General features: G+C 53.7%; 20 protein-coding genes. 7 read left to right on the top strand and 13 right to left on the bottom strand.

The genetic code is table 11. From position 1 onward, the window contains the following. Positions 1–148 precede the first annotated feature (148 nt). Both AC0L7R_RS06400 and AC0L7R_RS06395 read left to right on the top strand, forming a co-directional pair. Positions 149–856, top strand: a complete 708-nt coding sequence (locus tag AC0L7R_RS06400) for a glutathione S-transferase N-terminal domain-containing protein (protein ID WP_473659673.1) — start codon at positions 149–151, stop codon at positions 854–856. Between the two features lie 55 nt (positions 857–911). Next, entirely contained in the window at positions 912–1,232 is a 321-nt protein-coding gene (locus AC0L7R_RS06395) for a hypothetical protein (protein ID WP_348394454.1), read from the top strand. Here the strand turns inward: AC0L7R_RS06395 and AC0L7R_RS06390 are convergent, their stop codons facing one another. Genes AC0L7R_RS06390 through AC0L7R_RS06375 form a run of 4 tightly spaced genes read right to left on the bottom strand, consistent with a single transcriptional unit; the run spans position 1,233 to position 4,266 of the window. Beyond that, positions 1,233–1,838 (bottom strand): inner membrane-spanning protein YciB, encoded by a 606-nt coding sequence (locus AC0L7R_RS06390; RefSeq protein WP_247128357.1) that lies wholly within the window; start codon positions 1,836–1,838, stop codon positions 1,233–1,235. Positions 1,839–1,889: 51 nt separating this feature from the next. Then, positions 1,890–2,792 carry an EamA family transporter gene (locus AC0L7R_RS06385; RefSeq protein WP_473659670.1) on the bottom strand — a complete coding sequence of 301 codons (903 nt, stop codon included), beginning with the start codon at positions 2,790–2,792 and terminating at the stop codon, positions 1,890–1,892. A gap of 27 nt (positions 2,793–2,819) precedes the next feature. Continuing rightward, entirely contained in the window at positions 2,820–3,209 is a 390-nt protein-coding gene (locus tag AC0L7R_RS06380) for a hypothetical protein (RefSeq protein ID WP_473659669.1), read from the bottom strand. A gap of 34 nt (positions 3,210–3,243) precedes the next feature. Beyond that, positions 3,244–4,266: a fatty acid desaturase gene (locus tag AC0L7R_RS06375; RefSeq protein ID WP_473659667.1), complete on the bottom strand. Its 1,023-nt coding sequence runs from the start codon at positions 4,264–4,266 to the stop codon at positions 3,244–3,246. Between the two features lie 185 nt (positions 4,267–4,451). Between AC0L7R_RS06375 and AC0L7R_RS06370 the strand changes: the two genes are divergently transcribed. After that, positions 4,452–6,137 (top strand): NAD(P)H-dependent oxidoreductase subunit E, encoded by a 1,686-nt coding sequence (locus tag AC0L7R_RS06370; RefSeq protein WP_473659666.1) that lies wholly within the window; start codon positions 4,452–4,454, stop codon positions 6,135–6,137. Between the two features lie 96 nt (positions 6,138–6,233). Beyond that, on the top strand, positions 6,234–7,571 hold the full coding sequence (gene ftsY, locus AC0L7R_RS06365) for a signal recognition particle-docking protein FtsY (RefSeq protein WP_473659664.1): 1,338 nt from the start codon (positions 6,234–6,236) through the stop codon (positions 7,569–7,571). Between the two features lie 52 nt (positions 7,572–7,623). Here the strand turns inward: ftsY and AC0L7R_RS06360 are convergent, their stop codons facing one another. Both AC0L7R_RS06360 and AC0L7R_RS06355 read right to left on the bottom strand, forming a co-directional pair. Beyond that, entirely contained in the window at positions 7,624–8,187 is a 564-nt protein-coding gene (locus AC0L7R_RS06360) for a hypothetical protein (protein ID WP_473659662.1), read from the bottom strand. Next, positions 8,184–8,786, bottom strand: coding sequence for a riboflavin synthase (locus AC0L7R_RS06355; RefSeq protein WP_473659661.1), 603 nt, complete (start codon positions 8,784–8,786; stop codon positions 8,184–8,186). The genes AC0L7R_RS06360 and AC0L7R_RS06355 overlap by 4 nt, the downstream gene beginning before the upstream one ends. Positions 8,787–8,924: 138 nt before the next feature. On the opposite strand from AC0L7R_RS06355, the gene AC0L7R_RS06350 reads away from it, so the two are divergent. The 3 genes from AC0L7R_RS06350 to AC0L7R_RS06340 all read left to right on the top strand — a co-directional run bounded on the left by AC0L7R_RS06350 (position 8,925) and on the right by AC0L7R_RS06340 (position 13,594). Then, entirely contained in the window at positions 8,925–10,220 is a 1,296-nt protein-coding gene (locus AC0L7R_RS06350; RefSeq protein ID WP_473659659.1) for a capsular polysaccharide export protein, LipB/KpsS family, read from the top strand. 192 nt (positions 10,221–10,412) lie between these two features. After that, entirely contained in the window at positions 10,413–11,558 is a 1,146-nt protein-coding gene (locus AC0L7R_RS06345; RefSeq protein ID WP_247128366.1) for a polysaccharide biosynthesis/export family protein, read from the top strand. Positions 11,559–11,560: 2 nt separating this feature from the next. Then, on the top strand, positions 11,561–13,594 hold the full coding sequence (locus AC0L7R_RS06340) for a capsular polysaccharide export protein, LipB/KpsS family (RefSeq protein ID WP_473659658.1): 2,034 nt from the start codon (positions 11,561–11,563) through the stop codon (positions 13,592–13,594). On the opposite strand, the gene ribD is transcribed toward AC0L7R_RS06340, so the two are convergent. The 7 genes from ribD to AC0L7R_RS06305 form a co-directional block, all read right to left on the bottom strand. Then, a complete protein-coding gene (gene ribD / locus AC0L7R_RS06335) occupies positions 13,591–14,679 on the bottom strand; it encodes a bifunctional diaminohydroxyphosphoribosylaminopyrimidine deaminase/5-amino-6-(5-phosphoribosylamino)uracil reductase RibD (protein WP_473659656.1) in 1,089 nt (362 codons plus the stop codon). The two genes, AC0L7R_RS06340 and ribD, sit on opposite strands and share 4 nt — an antisense overlap. Further along, entirely contained in the window at positions 14,676–15,143 is a 468-nt protein-coding gene (gene nrdR, locus AC0L7R_RS06330; protein ID WP_247128369.1) for a transcriptional regulator NrdR, read from the bottom strand. The genes ribD and nrdR overlap by 4 nt, the downstream gene beginning before the upstream one ends. A gap of 253 nt (positions 15,144–15,396) precedes the next feature. Then, positions 15,397–15,909 (bottom strand): chemotaxis protein CheD, encoded by a 513-nt coding sequence (locus tag AC0L7R_RS06325; RefSeq protein ID WP_473659655.1) that lies wholly within the window; start codon positions 15,907–15,909, stop codon positions 15,397–15,399. A 280-nt stretch (positions 15,910–16,189) separates the two neighbouring features. Further along, the gene (locus AC0L7R_RS06320) at positions 16,190–16,576 is read right to left on the bottom strand and encodes a response regulator (protein ID WP_348108824.1); all 387 of its coding nucleotides are present in this window, start codon (positions 16,574–16,576) and stop codon (positions 16,190–16,192) included. Positions 16,577–16,587: 11 nt separating this feature from the next. Then, positions 16,588–17,445 (bottom strand): CheR family methyltransferase, encoded by an 858-nt coding sequence (locus tag AC0L7R_RS06315; RefSeq protein ID WP_473659653.1) that lies wholly within the window; start codon positions 17,443–17,445, stop codon positions 16,588–16,590. Continuing rightward, complete coding sequence (locus AC0L7R_RS06310; protein WP_247128373.1) at positions 17,435–17,911, bottom strand: chemotaxis protein CheW; 477 nt, start codon at positions 17,909–17,911, stop codon at positions 17,435–17,437. Before AC0L7R_RS06310 ends, AC0L7R_RS06315 begins: the two co-directional genes overlap by 11 nt. Then, positions 17,904–20,024: a chemotaxis protein CheW gene (locus tag AC0L7R_RS06305; protein ID WP_473659651.1), complete on the bottom strand. Its 2,121-nt coding sequence runs from the start codon at positions 20,022–20,024 to the stop codon at positions 17,904–17,906. Before AC0L7R_RS06305 ends, AC0L7R_RS06310 begins: the two co-directional genes overlap by 8 nt.

Below are 20,024 nucleotides of genomic sequence, written 5' to 3'. Positions count from 1 at the left end.
GTTCTCGAAGGTGCCAAAAGTTAACGAAACCGTCCACCCTCAACTTAAGATTTTAGACGGCGTATCCATGTTCGCCTGCAAACCTGTCCAACGCGTTGCGTCTTGTTCGGAATTGCGTAGGCTGCGCGAACGCCAACAGGAGAAACGCATGACCGCCCCCATTGATCTATATTTCTGGCCGACACCAAATGGTTGGAAGGTTTCCATTGCTCTTGAAGAGATGAAGCTGGCCTATAATACCCACCTGATCAACATCGGCGCTGGCGATCAGTTTAAACCTGAATTTCTTGCAATCGCCCCCAACAACCGAATGCCAGCAATCGTTGATCCTGACGGCCCCGACGGCGCGCCTATCAGTATCTTTGAAAGTGGCGCGATCTTGCAGTATCTCGCCCGCAAAACAGGGTCATTTTACGGTGAGACCGAACGTGACCGGATCGCCGTGGATCAATGGTTGATGTGGCAAATGGGCGGGTTGGGACCGATGGCGGGTCAAGCGCATCATTTCCTGAAATACGCGCCTGTCATGGATCCACCGCAGGACCTGCCATATGCAAAGGACCGCTATCGCAATGAAACTGGCCGTCTTTATGGTGTGATGGATCGGCAGTTGGCTAAGTCCGAATACCTTGCGGGTGATTTCTATTCCATTGCAGATATGTCGGCTTGGGGCTGGGCATCGCTTTGGGAAGGGCAACAGCAAACGCTTGACGACAAGCCAAATCTTAAGCGCTGGTTGGATACGGTTGGTGCCCGCGAAGGTGTCGTCGCAGGTCGAGCATTGGCAGCAGATTTGCGCAAGGAGCCGAAAAAGGATTCTGGCACGCAAAATGCGCTTTTTGGCAAACGCGATTAACGCTGGTTTAAGTGAATGCGCCTAAAACTGTCGACAGACGACAAAGAGGCCATTCATGCAATATCCAAACCGACCCTATCGCTACCAGACACACATTCCGGTTCATGTGATCCGCCCCGGCGGGCCGCAAGTTGCTTATATCGTTGATATTAACGAAGCTGGCGCATGTGTTGCGGGTTTAACCGGTGTCGCTGTTGGTGAAGCCGTTGTTTTGCGGGGCAGCGACGATGCCAATGTCGCCACGGTGCGTTGGGCTGCAAACAACCGTGCAGGCGTTGCCTTTGATCGGCCTATTCCACCTAAATACCTGAATATGATGCGGTATCGCGACCCGACTATGTTGGCGGCTGCCACAACTGACAGCCATCCTAACTAATCAGGATTTCGCGTCCGGATCGATCAAGAAACGCTGGAGACCGATGATTTGGAGCCACAGGAAAACGAATAGGACAGCGGGGAATGCAAAGGTTTCGAGCTTAACCCACAGTTCAGTCGTTTGTGTCCGCCAGATCAGTTCGTTCGCGATTGCCAATGCGATGAACATCACGGTGATCCGTTTTGTCAGGATCATCCAGCCTTCTTCTTTCATGGGCAGAAAATCTCCCATGACCCATTCAAGATAGCTTCGCCCGCGCAACAGGCCGATGCCGAGAATGGCGGCAAAACACCCGTAAACGATAGAGGTTTTCATTTTGAAAAACCGTTCATCGTTGAAATAGGCGGTCAGCCCGCCAAAGAAGATCACCATGAATGCGGTAAACAATTGCATCCGGCTGAGCGATTTTGTCAGCGCCCAAAGCAGCCCCATCGCGATCAACAGAACAGGCACGAAAATCAACGTCGCGACAATAAAGCCGGAATAATCGGTGCCCGCGATTGTGAAGGTATCGTCCTTGATCCGCAGATAAATCAGGAAAAAGACAAGCGTCGGCCCCAGTTCGAGGACTTGCTTCAGGATCGGGTTGATTGGTTTGGTTTCCATAAGTGGGTTTTAGCGCAAGCATCGTGCGACGCCAGCCCGAAAACGCACATGTTACCCGCCAAGTTCAACGATCACAGCACCCAAACCGATCAGGCACATCAAAAACAGTCGGCGTGGCCCCACCTTTTCGCCCAAGATGAACCAGCCGATGAGGGCTGCAAAAACTGTAGACGTTTCGCGCAGGACAGCCGCCTCACCAACTTTATCGAGACGTGTTGCAAGCATGACGCCGCCAAAACTCAGCCAGGCAATCACCGCACCGATCAGACCGCGCTGCAGCAGTGGCCCAAGGTCAGGCTGCTGCGACATCCGGCGGTAGCGCCACACGGCGATAAGCGGCATGTCGAACGCAGTTACGAAAAAGAACCACGCCAAAAAGGTAAAAGGATCAGGGGTTTGGCGAATGCCATAGGCGTCATATGTGGTATAGACTGCCACAAGGATACCCCCTGCGATTGCCCATCCCAGACCGACCTTCAAGGTGTGCGGGTCGAGCGTTTCTTCCGACAGATTTCTGAGCGCCAGCAGTAGAATACCGCCGGACAAACAAGCGACGCCAAGCCACTGCACAGTCGAAAAATGTTCGTTAAAGAACAATGTCGCCGCAATCACGGTGACCAATGGTCCGGTGCCCCGTACGACCGGATAGACCACCGTATAGGCTGCCCGTTCATAGGCCAGCGCCATCGTCACTTTATAGGCAAAATGAACGATGATGACGCCCACCAACAGGATGGCAGTGGTCTGATTGGGCCACGGCACCAGAAACAATGCGATAGGCGCTGATAAGACTGCCAGCCAAAAATCAACCGCGCCGCGCGTCAGCCAAGGATCATGCCGCCCCTTTTGCAACGCCCCAAAAACGGCATGCGCGAGCGCGGAAAACAATGCGAGGAACGTCGCAAGCCGCGCACCTTCGGGTGTGCCGGCGATAGAAACAAGCCATTCGCTCATGTTATGCTGCTACCGCGTTCATTTTGATCAAGACGATAATCCGTCGCAAATCAGTGGCACGGTGTAGTCTTCGGCTTCGAAAATGATCGTTGTGTCCGGTCGTGTGGTGAAAACAGCCCGCATTCCGTCACCTTCGCGATAGATCGCCCAACATTTTGGTTCCGGATCGCCATCATAACGGAAGCAGATGTCGCCCTTGCTTTCGTACCAGACCCCGCGCGTGCATGTGCCATCCCCCGGCGACCAGAGCACCCGACGGTCATCAAGGTATTGTTCCACACCAAAACCCGGATTGCCTTCGGTGCCGAAACTCACGATCCGGCCCGTGACATGGGCATCAAATTCTGCGGCTGTCATTGGGCTTTCAGCGATTAAGGGGGTCGCCAGAGTGGCAAACAAAAAAGCGATAGATCGCATAGTCACTGTCCGATGATGCGTTTCGTTATGTCTATCACGGGGTCGGCGTATCTTTCCAGTGCTGTACGCGGGGATCCATCACCTGACGCCAAAATGGCGGGAACAGCGCCAGTACGGCCATCACGGGCAACGATCTAGGCAGAATTGGGCCATCCGCAGTCATCGCCAGCATGGGATAGGGCCGATAGGGATGCGCGTGATGGTCCGCATAGCGCGGCGCGTACTGCATCATCCCTGACGAAAACCAATGTGGCGCATTCCAACTGTGCCGATCCCCAATCGGTTCCAGCCGACCCGCGCTGTCGCGGTGCCGCAGCAAACCGTAATGCTGGACGTAATCGCACAGTAACAATTGTTGTTGTGCGAACACCGTTAACCCCACGTACCAGACAAGCCCTGTGATGCCACCGACCGCATATGCCCCCACCAAAAATATAAGCCCCCCAAGGGTATAGCTTACAAACGGCGTTTCGATGAAATGCCTTTGGACACGCTTCAGCCTGCGCGCCTCGGCCATATAGCCCGCAGTGATTGCGCCAGTGTAGGCACGACCCAAATACCGATAGTAGCCTTCCCCTAGATGCGATGTACTGGGGTCATCCCGTGTCCCGACATATTGGTGGTGGATCAAGAGATGTGCGGAAACGTGATGCCCGTAGAGCAGCGATATGTAGGTCCACACCCCAAGCCTGAACAGGTGTTGTTCGCGTCGATGGATCAGTTCATGCGCATTGGCATTGCTGACCTGACCAAAGAAAATGCCGCTAGCGACAAACAGGCAGAATTTGTCGATAGTCGTCAGCAAATCCCCAGCAAGCGCCCAGACGACAAGCGGCACGAGCCCTAGGTGGATAACGGCAAGGTAGGCCGACAACCGGTCTGCTGTCTGATTTTCATCCTCGGGCAATGGTGCTGCCACCCGCCCGACAAGATGATCCAGTCCCGCCACCATCAAGGTCAAAGACAGCACCGCCATGACCGGCCAAGGGCCAGCAAACACCGCCGAGATGGCGATCAAGAACGCGGGAACGCATGTCGTCAGTACAAAAAAGGCCATGCGGACGTTCAAAACACAAAGGTCCTAAATCTGGGTGAACGCACCGCCCCGCCGCACTCTATCCGAACATTTTTCCACGCATCGGCACCAAACACTGCGCCTTAGGCGATTTACATGTCGTTTTCGCGTAGCGACGCCCGCCGCGGACCAGCTATGCATGATCAACACTTGCAAGGGGACGGACCATGGCGCTGGACGACAAAAAGGGCGTTTGGAAATCAGGCAAAGGCAAAGGGCGGCACACGCCCAAAGGCCGGCAGCTCGAAGATAAAGCGTGGGAAGAGGTTCGCGCATTGCTCGGTGATCGTCCGCGTCGATCCGATTTGTTGATTGAATTTTTACACTTGATCCAAGATGCCTACCGGTGCCTTTCGGCTGCGCACCTGCGCGCATTGGCTGAAGAACTGCGGATGTCGCAGGCGGAAGTTTACGAAGTTGCAACTTTCTATGCTCATTTCGATGTCGTGAAGGAAGGCGAAGCCGTCCCCCCCGCACTGACGATCCGCGTCTGCGATTCCTTGTCTTGTGAACTGGCCGGTGCCGCTGCTTTGCAGAAAGCGCTTGAAGATGGTTTGGACGCAAATGACGTCCGCGTTCTGCGCGCGCCCTGCATGGGACGTTGCGACACCGCGCCTGTGCTTGAAATTGGTCATAATCACATCGACCATGCGACTTTGGAAAAGGTCGAAGCCGCGATCACAAATGACGATACGCACGCGCATATTCCGGATTATGAAACCTACGCGTCATACGCTGCATCAGGCGGTTACGCTGAACTGAAGAAGCTGCGCGACGCCGGTAATTGGGAAGTCGTCCAAGATCAGATCCTTGAAAGCGGTCTGCGCGGGCTTGGCGGCGCAGGCTTTCCGTCAGGTAAAAAATGGGGCTTTGTGCGTGCGAATGAAGACACCCGCTACCTTGCCGTGAATGGCGACGAAGGCGAGCCGGGCACGTTCAAAGATCGCTACTACCTTGAGCGCACCCCGCATCTTTTCCTTGAAGGTATGTTGATTGCTGCTTGGGCGGTCGAGGCGGAAACCTGCTTTATCTACATGCGCGACGAATATCCGGCTGTGCTGGAAATCCTGCGCCGCGAGATCAAAGCGTTGGAAGATGCTGGCGTTGTCGCAAAAGGCTACATTGATCTGCGTCGCGGTGCCGGTGCATACATCTGCGGCGAAGAATCCGCGATGATTGAAAGTATCGAAGGCAAACGCGGTATTCCGCGCCATCGCCCACCTTTCGTGGCACAGGTCGGTATCTTCAATAAACCGACGTTGGTTCATAACGTCGAAACCCTGCTTTGGGTCGCGCGAGTAGTCCGTGAGGGGCCGGAATGTCTGAACGCGACAGAATTGAACGGACGGAAAGGGTTGCGGTCCTATTCCGTTTCGGGTCGCGTGAAAAATCCAGGCGTGCATGTGTTGCCCGCAGGATCGACAATCACCGACATTATCGCGGCGGCAGGTGGCATGATGGACGGTCATACCTTCAAAGCCTATCAGCCGGGCGGCCCGTCTTCCGGCCTGTTGCCTGCATCCATGCATGACGTGCCGTTGGATTTCGACACGCTGCAACCTCATGGCACCTTCATCGGGTCAGCCGCGGTAGTTGTTTTGTCGGACAAGGACAAAGCGCGCGATGCGGCGCTGAACATGTTGCGGTTCTTTGAAGACGAAAGCTGTGGCCAATGCACGCCGTGCCGCGTCGGTTGTGAAAAGGCCGTAAAGCTGATGCAGGCGGACACGTGGGATCAGCCATTGCTGGACGATCTGTGTACCGCGATGACGGACGCAAGTATTTGTGGCCTCGGTCAAGCCGCGCCAAATCCGATCAAAATGGTGATGAAACACTTCCCAGACGAGGTGTAAGCGCAGCTTCGCACGGATACGGAAATCGCCCTGCCCCTTTCCCTTCGGGCATGGGCGTATTAGGTGAGGAACATCAACGTTTCCAAAGGCTGTCGCATGGCGTTCTTCAAAAAGCTCAAAGACCGGATGTTCAAGTCATCCGCAAAGATTGACCAAGGTCTGGATGCCATTGTCAGTGATGGTGGCGAAGAAGAAGTAGTCACACCCGAAGATTTAGTACAGGCGACAGTTGAAACGCCAGAACCTACGGTCGAAGCAGTTGTAAAGCCTGAGCCTGAGCCTGAGCCTGAGCCTGAGCCTGAGCCTGAGCCTGAGCCTGAGCCTGAGCCTGAGCCTGAGCCTGAGCCTGAGCCTGAGCCTGAGCCTGAGCCTGAGCCTGAGCCTGAGCCTGAGCCTGAGCCTGAGCCTGAGCCTGAGCCTGAGCCTGAGAGCATCACGCCTTCTCCGGCTCCACAAGCCCCTGCGCCATCAATTACACTGTCGACGGAAATCTCGCCGGTAGCACCCTTGCTGGAAGAAACTGTCGCGGATGTCCCTGAAAAGAAATCCGGCCTTTGGGGGCGGCTTTTTGGTGGGGCTGAAAAGAAAACCGTTGTCCGGCGCACGCTCGACGATGACATGCTCGAACAGCTCGAGGAACTGCTGATCAGTGCGGACATGGGGGTTGATACGGCCCTGCGAGTAACCGCAAATATGGCCGAAGGGCGGATCGGTAAGAAGCTTTCCGTCGATGAAATCAAGGCGCTTATGGCGTCGGAAGTCAGCCGGATCATGGAACCTGTCGCCCGCCCGATGCCGCTTTACACCCACAAACCACAGGTGGTTCTGGTCGTTGGCGTGAACGGGTCAGGCAAGACGACGACAATCGGCAAACTGGCCAGCCAATTCAAGGCAGCGGGCAAATCGGTGGTGATCGCAGCGGGCGACACGTTCCGTGCGGCCGCAGTCGAACAATTGCAGGTCTGGGGCGACCGCGCGGGCGTACCTGTGCTGACTGCACCTGAAGGATCCGATCCGGCAAGCCTCGCGTTTGATGCAATGACAAAGGCGGAAGCCGATGGCGCTGACCTGCTGATGATCGACACGGCAGGACGTCTGCAAAACCGCAGCGACCTGATGGAAGAACTGTCAAAAATCGTCCGCGTCATTCGCAAAAAAGACCCCGATGCGCCGCACAACACGCTGCTCGTCCTTGATGCGACGACAGGTCAGAACGCTGTCCAACAGGTCAAGGTTTTCCAAGACCTCGCCGATGTGTCCGGACTTGTCATGACGAAACTCGACGGGACAGCCAAAGGCGGTGTTCTAGTCGCACTTGCCGACCAATTTGGTCTGCCAATTCATGCCATCGGCGTTGGAGAACAGATCGACGATCTGGCCCCATTCGACCCTGACGACTTTGCAAATGCGCTAGTCGGGATCGAAACCGCTTAACTTCTTTTGGTCTTAAATATCTCGGGGGGCCGCAGGCGGGGGCAGCGCCCCCTCACCCGCTGGCCGCAGGCGCAAAGTAATCCGTTCCGCGCAGATAACCAGCAGCCTGTGCGGCAGCGGCCCAATCTTGTTCGAACATTGTTTCACCCACGAGAACCCAGCGGTCCGCAGGGTGGCCTGCAGACACGGCAATCGCTTTCATCCGGTCACGCATCGCAGACCACGTCAGATGCGGCGCAGGTGCGTCATCGACGCGGTCCAAACCGTCAATCTGTGTCACATCGATACCTTTGTGCGCTAAGGCAACACGCGTCGTATGTTCGAGCAACGCCAGCTTTTGCGTCACCGCGTCGGGGACAATTGCCCGCGCGGTCGGCTTTCCCAAACCATTGCTCGAAAACAGAAATCCGACCAGATCGTGCCCTGTGCTGGCGCGGATGCCTGCGTAGGTTTTATAGGGCAAGCCCAGCTCTTTCGCACGTTTTACGCGCAGACGTACCACTTCAATCGGGAGTGTCGGCAAAAGCTGCCGCCGTGCCTTGCCCCACGCGTGTTTGCGCCACGTAAAACCGGTTTCCATCGATGGTCCGTTGTTATGCCCCAGACCCGCGATCATGCGTAATCTTGCAGCCGTGCGACGTAGCGGGCCATTGTGTCGACTTCGAGGTTAATCGCATCGCCCAATGCCACGTCGCCCCATGTCGTCGCGACCTTTGTGTGCGGAATGAAATTGACGCCGAACACCGCCCCGTCGACTTCGTTCACAGTCAAAGACGCGCCATTCAGTGTGACCGAACCTTTTGGCGCAATGAACCGCGCGAGGTCTTCAGGTGCGCGGAACTGGACCCGTGTGCTGTCGCCTTCGTCATGCATTGCGACAACTTCGGCCACGCCATCCACGTGCCCCGACACAATATGTCCGCCCAGTTCGTCCCCGACCTTTAACGCCCGTTCCAGATTCAGGCGATGCCCTTTGGACCATGTTTTGCGGCCGATATTCGTGGCGGCCACGCTTTCGGCTGAAATTTCGACGTCGAACCAGTTTTGCGGATCGCGGCCCAGCGCGATGACTGTCAGGCATACCCCGTCGCAGGCAATCGACGCACCGATGTCGATCCCGTCGATATCGTAAGCGGTGCCAATCCGCGCCCGCAGGTCGCCGCGTTGTTCAACCTCTAAGACCTGACCAATATCCGTGATGATGCCAGTAAACATGGGGCGTCCTTCTTTTTACGTGTTATACGAGAGTTAGCGCCACACAGGCCGACAAACAAGCGCAAGCCGCATTGACAGTGCCGCCATATTTTCGCCAGACAGATGCTGGATACGTAAACGTAACCATTTTTAGTTAGCATGTTTCCCGTGACCGACCCTACAAACCGCCATTTCCTGTTCTTACAAGGACCGCACGGCCCCTTCTTTCATCGGTTGGGAGTGATGCTGCGCGCCGCTGGCTGTGATGTGTCGCGTGTTGGGTTTAATGCAGGTGACCGTGCCTTTTGGTTCGGCAAACCAGGCTATATTCCATTTCGTGGAAAGCCCGAGGATTGGGACCAAACGCTAACGGGTATTCTGCAGGATCGGCAGATCACGGATATCGTTTTATACGGGGATACACGCCCTATTCACGCGCAAGCGGTGGCGCTTGCGCGGTCCAAGAATATCACCGTCCACGTCTTTGAAGAAGGCTACATGCGCCCGTATTGGGTGACCTACGAACGTGGTGGCACAAATGGTCATTCGCGTCTGATGGATATGGACGTACCGGATATGCAAAAGGCGCTTGCGCGGTCCGATCTTGAAGTCCCGACACCGCCTGCCCATTGGGGCGACATGCGTCAGCATGTTTTCTACGGTGCGCTGTACCATTGGTTTGTGATGTTCCGGAACGGAGAATACCGCAATTTTGCTCGCCACCGCGAATTGCCCGTCGCGATGGAGGCATATCTTTACACTAAGCGCCTGTTGCTGATGCCGATTATTGCACTGGATCGTCGGATCGCATCAGCGCGGATCAGGCATGGCGGCTTTCCTTACCACCTTGTTTTAATGCAGCTGGAACATGACGCCAGTTTTCAAAAACATTCCCCGTTCAATCGCATGGGTGAGTTTATTGATGTCGTTATGGATGGTTTTGCGACAGGTGCGCCGCGTCATCATCACCTTGTGTTCAAAGCACACCCTTTGGAAAACGATCGTTCGCCGGTGCGTAAACTGATCCGTCAGGCCGCCAAGAAACATGGTGTCCAAGATCGTGTGCATTACGTGCGCGGCGGAAAACTCGCACGCCTTTTGGATCAAGCCCGCACTGCTGTTACCGTGAATTCGACGGCGGGCCAGCAGGTTCTTTGGCGCGGGATCCCGTTAAAAGTATTCGGGCAGGCCGTTTATTCGAAGCCGCAGTTTGTGTCTGAACAACCCCTTTCGGAATTCTTCGCGAGCCCTAGCCGCCCCGATAGCAAAGCCTACAAAGACTATCGTCGTTACCTTTTGGAAACGTCCCAAATACCGGGCGGTTTTTATTCTGCACGCGGGCGTCGCCAATTGATGCGGCAAGTGGTCGATATGATGCTGGCAGCCGAAGACCCCTATGACGCGCTGAAAGCTGGCAAAAACCCACCCCGCCAGCCCTTGCGGATCGTCAACTAAGCCCCACAAGACCTTGTGGTCGAAAGGTCCGTCGCGGCTGAAAAGCCACAGTTTTGCCATACAACATGGACCTTTTCGGACCTGTATCTGGTTTTCGAAGCTGCTTTCGCCTAGCCTGACAGCAATTACAAAGGCCTGCCGCCAAAAGGTGGGCCACGAGGCAGAATAATAATAGGTCGAGGAGACCAAGCAGTGAAAACCCTGACATTGCGCCTTGCGAAGGGCGTTGCCATCGTCGTGACTCTTGGCTTTGTGGCGTCTTGTGGCCTGCCAAGCTCTGGTCCAAACAAAGCTGAAATCTTTTCCGGCTCCGTTCTTGAACAAGGCGACGCCTTTATCTTGACCGTTGATGACCGTGTGAATGCGATTGCATCCGTGACCCCTGCCCTTGGGTTTGCCGCAAGTTTCCGCAACGCGTCGACCCTTGGGTCCGATACAATCAGCCCCGGTGATGTCCTTGGTTTGACGATCTGGGAAAACGTTGATGACGGTTTGCTGGTACCAACCGGTCAAAACGCGACAGTGCTTGAAGAAGTCCAAGTCGATGGTTCAGGCTTTATTTTCGTCCCATATGCAGGCCGCATTCGCGCAGCTGGCAACACACCAGAAGCGGTGCGCCGGATTATCAGCGAAAAACTGTCTGACCAAACACCGGACCCACAAGTTCAGGTGCGTCGCCTCGCAGGTGATGGCGCGACCGTTGCGATTGCCGGGTCCGTAAACGCGCAAGGCGTCTATTCAATTGAACGTCCAACCCGCACATTGGCTGCTATGTTGGCGTCAGCGGGCGGTGTCAGCATCCGTCCTGAGATTGCACAGGTGACTGTTGTGCGCGGCAGCCATTCCGGTTCGATCTGGTTCGAAGATCTGTACGATCACCCTGGTCACGACATTGCGTTGCGGTCCGGTGACCGGATTTATGTTGAAGAAGACAGCCGTACATTCACCGCGCTGGGTGCCACAGGTACGCAGACCGAAGTGCAGTTCGAATCCCAAGCGATTTCCGCGATTGAAGCGATTGCCCAAGTCGGCGGCCTGTCTACGACGCTTGCTGATCCAACCGGTGTGTTTATTTTCCGTAACGAACCACAGGAAATCGCCAACCAGTTGACCGGCCGCAACGACCTGATCGGCACACAACGCGTCGTCTATGTCCTTGATTTGACACAGCCAAACGGCGTGTTCATGGCCCGTGACTTTGCGATCCGCGACGAAGACACCGTCTACGTTACAGAAGCGCCGTTCAGCCAGTTTAACAAAACGATTGCGGCACTGACTGGTTCACTTTCAGCGGTCACTGCGCTCGATTCTGCCAGCACCACGCTGACCGGCAACTAAACATGACGTCCAATGCTGGACATGCCGCCGCAGAGGACACCCCTTTGCGGCGGCTTTACGTTTATAACGGCGGGTTTTTAACGCAAAAGCGCATCCGGCGGATCATGACGCTGTCCGGCTATGACATCACCTTGGGCAAACCAAACGATGGCGATCTGGTAGGCGTTTGGGGCAATAGCCCGACGTCCCGTCGCGGTGAAACAGTCGCGGCTTGGACTGATGCCCAGATGGTGCGTGTCGAAGATGCGTTCTTGCGGTCAGTGCGCACGGGTCGCGACGGCGACGATCCCATCGGGTTGCATATTGATACAAACGGCGTTCACTTTGATCCGGCCACCAAGTCCGATCTTGAACTGCTGCTCGCGGAACACCCGCTTGATGATACTGCTCTGCTCAACCGTGCCAAATCTGCGATTGAGCGTCTGCAAAAACTGCATCTTTCGAAGTACAATGCATTCGATCCGGCCACCCCTGCCCCGGATGCGGGATATGTCGTGGTTATCGACCAGACGAAGGGCGACGCGTCGGTCAAAGCGAGCAACGCCGATCTGAATACCTTCCGCGAGATGTTGTACTACGCGCAAGAAGAACATCCCAAAGCCCGTATCATCATCAAAACCCATCCGGAAACAGCAGCAGGCCACCGTGAAGGGTATTTCAAAGACACCGACTGTACGGACCGGATCGCGTTGGACGACACGCCAATGTCGCCCTACGCGTTGTTTGAAGGCGCGATCGCCGTTTATACAGTATCGTCCCAGATGGGTTTCGAAGCCATTCTGATGGGCCACAAACCCGTTGTGTTTGGCCAGCCATTTTACATGGGTTGGGGGTTGACCGACGACCGGCAGCCGCTGGATCGCCGGCAACGATCGCTGACCAAGGCGCAGCTTTTCGCGGCGGCCATGATCCTATATCCCAAATGGTACGATCCGTTCCGTGACCGGCTTTGCACGCTTGAAAATGCGATTGATACATTAGAGGCGAAAGCCCGCGCTTGGCGTGAAGACCACGCTGGGTGGGTGGCGGCAGGGATGCGGATGTGGAAGCGTAAGCCCCTACAGGCAGTGTTCGGACACGTGAAGCCAGTGGTGTTCACAGAGGGGCAAGATGCTGTTTCGAAAGCAGAAACTGACAGTAAACGCTGCATGTCGTGGGCCAGTAAGGTGTCAGAAGATATGGGCGACGTCGTGCGTGTCGAAGATGGTTTTTTGCGGTCGCGCGGGTTGGGCGCTGATCTGATCGCGCCGCTGTCGTTAGTTTGCGACGATTTGGGCATCTATTACGATCCGACGCGCGAAAGCCGTCTGGAACGCATCATTAACACGCAGATTGCTTTGTCCGATGCGGAACGGGATCGTGCGGTTCGGCTGATCAAATCGCTCAACTTTGCTGCGCTTTCGAAATACAATACGGGCACGATGGCGTTGCCCACCGGCCTGCCAGCTGGCCGTCGCATTCTGGTGCCCGGACAGGTCGAAGACGACGCGTCGATCAAATTGGGCGCCGGAAACATCAAGACGAACCGCGATCTGCTAATTGCGGCGCGCAACGCGAACCCAGCGGCTGTTATTCTGTACAAACCGCATCCGGATGTAGAGGCGGGTCTACGCACCGGTTCCATTCATGATGCGGGCGACTATGCCGACGCGATCTTGACGGACACGAACCCAATTGCCGCTTTGTCGATGGTCGATGACGTTTGGACAATGACAAGCCTGCTTGGGTTCGAAGCACTGCTGCGATCAAAGAATGTCATTTGTACGGGCATGCCATTTTACGCCGGCTGGGGCCTGACCGCTGATCGCGGCGTCCCTTGCCCGCGGCGGACGGCCTGCCCCGATCTAACGGCGTTGGTCCATGCCGTCCTGATCAATTACCCCCGCTACTTCGATCCCGTAACCGGGGGGGCATGTCCGGTCGAAGTTGTCGTCGAACGTCTGGCCAACAACGACATTCCACCACCGTCGCGTTGGAACAGAACCATCGCAAAGCTACAGGGGGCGGTCGCAAGTTATGCCTACCTTTGGCGTTAGCTTCGGTTCCAAGATGACAACACGTCATCACCGATGCGCCGCGTTTCGATCAAAGAAAACTGAGACGCATCAATAAGGTGCGAGACATCCATGGGCGCGACCGCCGGAGTGCCATCGCCACCGATGACCTTGCCGGCCTGAAATACTTCAAGGCGATCCACTAAATCCGTGCGCAACAAAGAAGCCGCCAGTCCACCGCCGCCTTCACAAAACACGCGGGTGATGCCACGGGCCGACAGTGCTTTCATCGCGTCGTTCAGGTCGAGCCTATCGTTGTGGAGCCCACAAGGCAGGCTTTCCGCCCCCATCGTCGTAAAATCCGTCGGATCGACCGGACCGTGACACAAAATGACTGGACTGGTTTCCGTGTCTTGGAACAGGCGTGACTCTAATGGGAAATTCAGGTCAGATGAAACGATCACACGCGCCGGTTGGCGACGCGACCCCATGCCCCGAACGGTTAACTGCGGATCATCAGACCGCATTGTTCCAGCACCGACCATGACAGCATCGTGGCGCGCGCGCATGCCATGAACCGTAGTCCGTGCAGCGGGGCCCGTGATCCACTGGCTTTCGCCGGTTCGGGTAGCGATCCGTCCGTCCAACGTGACCGCAAGTTTCAAGGTTAAGAATGGGCGTTGCTTCAAAACACGTTGAAAAAAGCCTTGATGGTCGCGATCTGCCTCGGACTTTAGGATGCCGGTTTCGATTTGAATTCCTGCGGCTTTGAGCATTGCAATGCCGCGTCCGCTGACGCGCGGGTCAGGGTCTCCGGTCGCGATAACGACTTTAGCCACCTTGGCGTCAATCAATGCGTCGGCACATGGCGGCGTTTTGCCGTGGTGCGCGCAAGGTTCCAACGTGACATAGACGACCGCACCCTTGGCCGCGTTACCGGCTTCGGCTAAGGCCGCAACTTCAGCATGTGGGCGCCCGCCGACCATTGTCCGGCCCCTGCCGACGATGCGACCGTCACGTACAATGACGCAGCCAACTGCAGGATTAGGCCAAACCTGACCTTGGCCACGCCGCCCCAATTGAAGGGCGAGCGACATATATCTTTCGTCGACTTTAGAGTAGGTCACGTGTCGGGCAGGTTATCGGGCCGCAGTTCGCTCACAAACTTGTCGAAATCGTCCGCAGCCTGGAAATTCTTATAAACACTCGCAAAACGCACGTAAGCGACGGTATCAATACGCGCAAGACTTTCCATGACGATTTCACCAATGGTCGTTGATGGAATATCAGTTTCACCCATGCTTTCCAATCGACGCACTATACCGCTTATCATTTGGTCCATACGTTCCGGTTCAACAGGGCGTTTTTGAAGCGAAATGCGGATCGAGCGTTCGAGCTTATCACGGTCAAAGTCTTCCCGACGTCCGTTGGACTTAATCACCACAAGATCGCGCAATTGCACACGTTCATACGTCGTAAAGCGCCCGCCGCAAGCAGGGCAAAAACGGCGACGGCGAATTGCAACATGGTCTTCGGCCGGACGTGAATCCTTCACCTGGGTATCGACGTTTCCGCAAAATGGACACCGCATCTTGATCCTCGTTCTCTGCACATCGTGAGTGTATCGCCCACTTATCCACAGGTACTATAGGTCACCCGCTAAACTTTGGGTAGTCTCCTTTTTCAAACGCTTCATGTTGATCTAAATGGGCTTCACGATGGCGGGCCTTCCTGGTTGTTAGCAGCGATCTTTCATCAGAATAACACTTGAACTTGTAAACAAGCGAAGATTTCTACGGGACCTAGCAACGACAATTCGATCGGGCCCGAGCAACCTACCAACGCTAAAAAAACATGACTTCAGATGGCGATTTACGATGCGACGTGATTTCTTCAGTTACGGTTTCAGCCTCACTTTGGATGAGCCTCACGTCGACCTTACCGATAGTGGGTAGCATTGTGATCCGCCGCGCAAGGGTTCCGCCAACATCTTCAAACTCTAGTGGGATACCCTCATTTCCCAAATACTCGCGGGCAAACGCAATATTGCGCGCGCCGACATCGCCTAATGCGGCATTCATCTTGCCGCCTCCGTATAAGCGAGCCTTCATTGATTCTTTACTCGCTCCAGCTTTCAATAGTTCGTTCACCAACAACTCCATCAAAAACGCACCATACTTTACGTTACTTGCGGAATCGCCGTTTCCCCCGGGCAAAAGGAAATGGTTCATGCCACCAATTTCAGCCTTAACGTCATAAATACAGGCCGCGATACAGGACCCCAAAACGGTAGTCAGTTGATCTTCAGCCAAAGATGAAACCGAGTATTCGCCTTGAACGACACTTTTGATACTCATACTGTCTCCAATCCAGAAACTCCCCACTAAGACGCAAAATTAGATGAAGCTATTTTCAACCTTCAGCAAGGCGCTTCGCCAACCATCTTTGCCAAGCTATTCCAGCACTTTTTTCACAATCTCGAATAGTCGCCGCCAAAGTTGGTTTGATAAACTTCCGCAACCAAACATCCCTTAGATTTCCCGATGGATAACCGACTTATCTTTCAGGTAAAAACCATTGAAATAACATACGCGACTTCGGAATCTGAATGAGGCCCAAGACATTACGCGCTTAAATTCAAAGCCGCCCAACAACTTGCTCGATACATGCCTTGAGTTGCTGGGTAGTAAATGGCTTTTTTATCATGTTATTCATACCCAACGCTTTCCCTTTTGCGACTATCTCCGCAGTCGGCTTTCCGGTGATAAGGATAAAGCCTACGCCCTTTGTGAGACGGTTAGAACGTAGCTTCGCTAACAGTTCCAGTCCATCCATGACAGGCATATTCATATCGGACAGAACTAAGTGCACCGGCTGCTTTCCGATCCGCTCAAGAGCCGATTGACCGTTGTTCTCGGTCGTATTGTTCCATATCTTCATCTCCTCTAGGGATTGCACGATCAAGCCTCGACTAGTTGGCATATCATCAACAACCATAACTTTTAATGCATCGCGTAGCGACATTTCGGACCCCTTCAAAGATTGCCTTTTGTTTTTTCAAACGCTGTTATGCCAATTTTTTTAAAATGTTTCTCCGCAACACCGGATAGTCGTTCTGCCTGCCCAAGAAATAGCACGCCGCCATCTTTGATCCTGCAATGGAACTGCTTCCAAAGCAGGTCTTGTGTCGCACGGTCAAAGTAAATCACGACATTACGGCAGAATATGAAATCAAATCCCCCGACTTCTGCTCCGATGTTCATCAGATTAATATTGCGAAAACTAACCCGGCTCCTCAATTTGGGCTTAACCTCAAATTCGCCCAAGCGCAGTCGGCTTTGACAAAAGAGCTCGCCTATTCTTGATCCGTCCAAATTTAGAGTTTCCTCTTTCAAATATTGACCTGACTTTGCCTTACGGAGCATAGATTCGTCGACATCGGAAGCAAGTATGTCGAAATCCACATGGGGAAAAACTGAACATAGTTTATCCAAGACAAGTGCGATCGAGTACGCTTCCTGCCCCGAGGAGCAACCTGCGGACCAGATCCTAAAGTGCGTTTTTTCCGCAGTTAGCTCGCACTTCCGAGCTATGATCTTACGCAACAACTCAAAGTGGTGGCCTTCGCGAAAGAACGAAGTGACGTTTGTCGTGAGCAACGAAATAAAGTGCTTTTCTTCACAACCACCCACTTCGAGGGATCTAAAATATGCTTCGAAGTCCGTCTCACCGACCAACCGCATACGCCTAGCTATTCGAGAATATAACAATTCGGTTTTGGCTTCACTTATGGTCAAGCCGATTTCATTCTTTGCGAAACCTGATACCTTTTCGAAATCTGATTGGCTGAATTCTATATCGTTGGAAACTGTAACAGATCTATCAGATCGCATTTTCAAGAACTTCTTGGTGTGCGAGGAGAACGTCAATATCCACAATGCGCGTCATGTCATCTCCATTTGTAATAACGCCCCGTACCAAGTGGTTAATCGTCCCAGAGTTCATCTTTGGAGCTTCTTTAATGTCCTCATTCGTTACTGTCAGAATCTCCGAAACCGCATCGACAAGAAAACCCACCATCTTCGTTTCAAAGCTGGTAATTATTATTACATTTCTCTTCGTAGGTGATATAGGATCGAAACCCAACTTAATAGCGAGATCCAAAATTGGAATTACGGCCCCTCTTAAGTTAACAACCCCCAAAACATAGTTCGGAGAGTGCGGTAACATCGTGATCGGCTCCCACCTTCTAATTTCTCTTATTCTGTCAATTTCAATGCAGAAGCTTTGTTTTCCAACAATAAGTGAAATGAATTCTAAAGAGAAACGTTCCATTGCGTTCACCTGCCCGTCAAGCATGCGTCACCTCCATCATACCCACCGCTTCTTGGCCTTTGAAATCTACACCTTTACTAGGAACAGAATCAGCAATTCCATCGGGGTCTATGATCAAAGCGATCTTCCCGTCTCCCAAAATGGTGGCTGCCGATATCCCAGGAATCTTCCCGTAGCTACCCTGCAAGCTCTTGATAACAACCTGCCGCTGATCTGAGATTGAATCGACAACAAATGCGCACTGAGATAATTTTTCGGTTCTTACCAGCAGTAATACTTTGTTTGCTAGCGGTTGAGCACGCTCTAGCTGACCAAGCGCAATCGCCACGTCAACGATCGGGACATATTCGCCCCGAACACGGAGTATAGGATTGCCGTCACCGATTTGGAAGATCTCTGACGCTTTCGGTTGAATCGTTTCAATTATACTTGAAACCGGAACAACCATAGTTTGCTGGCCGACGTCCACAACCATGCCGTCCATAACAGCCAACGTCAGTGGAAGATTAATCGAGAAAGTCGAGCCATTGCCTGGAACACTAGAAATCCCAATTCGACCGCCTAATGCGGAGATGGCAGTCTTGACGACATCCATCCCGACGCCCCGCCCCGACAGGTTTGTCACCTCTTTCGCAGTGGAAAAACCCGGTGCAAACAACAGTTGGTCAATCTCACCATCGGTGAGTTCAGCTTCCTTATTCACAATACCTTTTTCAACCGCAATGTTTTTGATTCTTTCGCGATCAAGACCTGCACCGTCATCTGTGATTTCGATAAGGACGCTGCCGGACCGATGTTGCGCGGACAGCGTGACGGTTCCTGAAGTGGGCTTACCGGCGGCTAACCTACGTTCTTCATCCTCGATACCGTGATCAATTGCATTTCGGATCATATGGGTTAGTGGATCACTCAACCGTTCTACCAGCGTCTTATCTACTTCAGTTGCCTCGCCTTGCGTAACCAATTGCACTTTCTTGCCAGTCGACGAAGTCACCTCTCTGACAATACGTGCCATGCGTTGGAAAAGCGGCTTAACGGGCTGGGCGCGAATTGCCATAACACCTTCCTGAATTTCGCGTGCCAAATGCTTGTAATCTTCAAGATCCACTTGAATATCATCCGACTTTCCAAGGCCGGCGTCTTGAATTCGCTGCGCGATAACCGATTGATTGATGATGAGTTCACCAACGGAATTTATGAGGCGATCAACCCGTTCCAGGTCAACGCGCAATGTTGCCTTTGCTTCGCGATTGTTGCTCGCAGGTGCGCTTTTAGCTATTGCAATCTGTTCATGTGAGTTCCCTGTACCTACATCATTCTTATGGTCTTCCTCTACAATTCTGGAGGGAGATATCACAATTGGCTCAGCAGCACTTTCGACCGGCGTTTGATCCGGTGCACTGAGCCGACGCGCAATCGTAATTTCACAAAGGTCATCGACGAAGCTGAAAACTGCGGCAATTACGTCTTCTTTTTCTTCAGTTTTGAGGCTCAGTCGCCATTTGAGATAGCTCGATTCCCAATCACCTTCTTCCAGATCATCCGGCACATTGGACGCGTCAGCAACTAGACTAAGGTCCCCAAGCCCCTTCAGCGCACTGAATAGGTGCTGAGGTTCATTACCGACTTCATAGAAATTTCTGGTAGGCGCGAATTCGATATCGAAACCATCCGTTCGCTCTCCATCAATCTCCGCAGGTCCTGGGATATCAAGGACCATGGGCTCAAACGTGAACTCTTCTTCAGGTTCGTCTTCTTCAATCAAGAATTCGTTCAATGCCGTTGTCGCAGCGTCAACAGCGGCCTGATTGATCTCTGTCTCCATTCTGGCCGCGTCGATCAGCTCGATCAGGACATCGCCGGATCGCAGTAGAACGTCAGTCAGCTGTTCATTGATTGTTAAGGTCCCGGATCGAACCGCGTCGAGAACCGTTTCGAATTTATGCGCAAACCCAACGAGGTCCTCTAATCCGAATGCCCCGCCTGACCCCTTGATAGAATGAACCGCACGGAACACAGCATTTACGGTTTCGTTGTCACCCGTACCATCTGCAATGTCGTTTAAGCCATCCGTTAATGCGTCGGATAGATCCTCGCATTCTTGAAAGAATATGTCACGAATACTGTTGCCGCTCAT

Source organism: Yoonia sp. D2-7 (genome assembly GCF_055809435.1).
The sequence above is the reverse complement of the archived record's forward strand: the minus strand, read 5'-3'. Positions and strand labels throughout refer to the sequence as shown.

Coding starts and splice junctions, on each gene's coding strand:
- AC0L7R_RS06400 (WP_473659673.1), top strand. CDS start 149: ATGACCGCCCCCATTGATCTATATTTCTGGCCGACACCAAATGGTTGG.
- AC0L7R_RS06395 (WP_348394454.1), top strand. CDS start 912: ATGCAATATCCAAACCGACCCTATCGCTACCAGACACACATTCCGGTT.
- AC0L7R_RS06390 (WP_247128357.1), bottom strand. CDS start 1,838: ATGGAAACCAAACCAATCAACCCGATCCTGAAGCAAGTCCTCGAACTG.
- AC0L7R_RS06385 (WP_473659670.1), bottom strand. CDS start 2,792: ATGAGCGAATGGCTTGTTTCTATCGCCGGCACACCCGAAGGTGCGCGG.
- AC0L7R_RS06380 (WP_473659669.1), bottom strand. CDS start 3,209: ATGCGATCTATCGCTTTTTTGTTTGCCACTCTGGCGACCCCCTTAATC.
- AC0L7R_RS06375 (WP_473659667.1), bottom strand. CDS start 4,266: ATGGCCTTTTTTGTACTGACGACATGCGTTCCCGCGTTCTTGATCGCC.
- AC0L7R_RS06370 (WP_473659666.1), top strand. CDS start 4,452: ATGGCGCTGGACGACAAAAAGGGCGTTTGGAAATCAGGCAAAGGCAAA.
- ftsY (WP_473659664.1), top strand. CDS start 6,234: ATGGCGTTCTTCAAAAAGCTCAAAGACCGGATGTTCAAGTCATCCGCA.
- AC0L7R_RS06360 (WP_473659662.1), bottom strand. CDS start 8,187: ATGATCGCGGGTCTGGGGCATAACAACGGACCATCGATGGAAACCGGT.
- AC0L7R_RS06355 (WP_473659661.1), bottom strand. CDS start 8,786: ATGTTTACTGGCATCATCACGGATATTGGTCAGGTCTTAGAGGTTGAA.
- AC0L7R_RS06350 (WP_473659659.1), top strand. CDS start 8,925: ATGTTTCCCGTGACCGACCCTACAAACCGCCATTTCCTGTTCTTACAA.
- AC0L7R_RS06340 (WP_473659658.1), top strand. CDS start 11,561: ATGACGTCCAATGCTGGACATGCCGCCGCAGAGGACACCCCTTTGCGG.
- nrdR (WP_247128369.1), bottom strand. CDS start 15,143: ATGCGGTGTCCATTTTGCGGAAACGTCGATACCCAGGTGAAGGATTCA.
- AC0L7R_RS06325 (WP_473659655.1), bottom strand. CDS start 15,909: ATGAGTATCAAAAGTGTCGTTCAAGGCGAATACTCGGTTTCATCTTTG.
- AC0L7R_RS06320 (WP_348108824.1), bottom strand. CDS start 16,576: ATGTCGCTACGCGATGCATTAAAAGTTATGGTTGTTGATGATATGCCA.
- AC0L7R_RS06315 (WP_473659653.1), bottom strand. CDS start 17,445: ATGCGATCTGATAGATCTGTTACAGTTTCCAACGATATAGAATTCAGC.
- AC0L7R_RS06310 (WP_247128373.1), bottom strand. CDS start 17,911: ATGCTTGACGGGCAGGTGAACGCAATGGAACGTTTCTCTTTAGAATTC.
- AC0L7R_RS06305 (WP_473659651.1), bottom strand. CDS start 20,024: ATGAGCGGCAACAGTATTCGTGACATATTCTTTCAAGAATGCGAGGAT.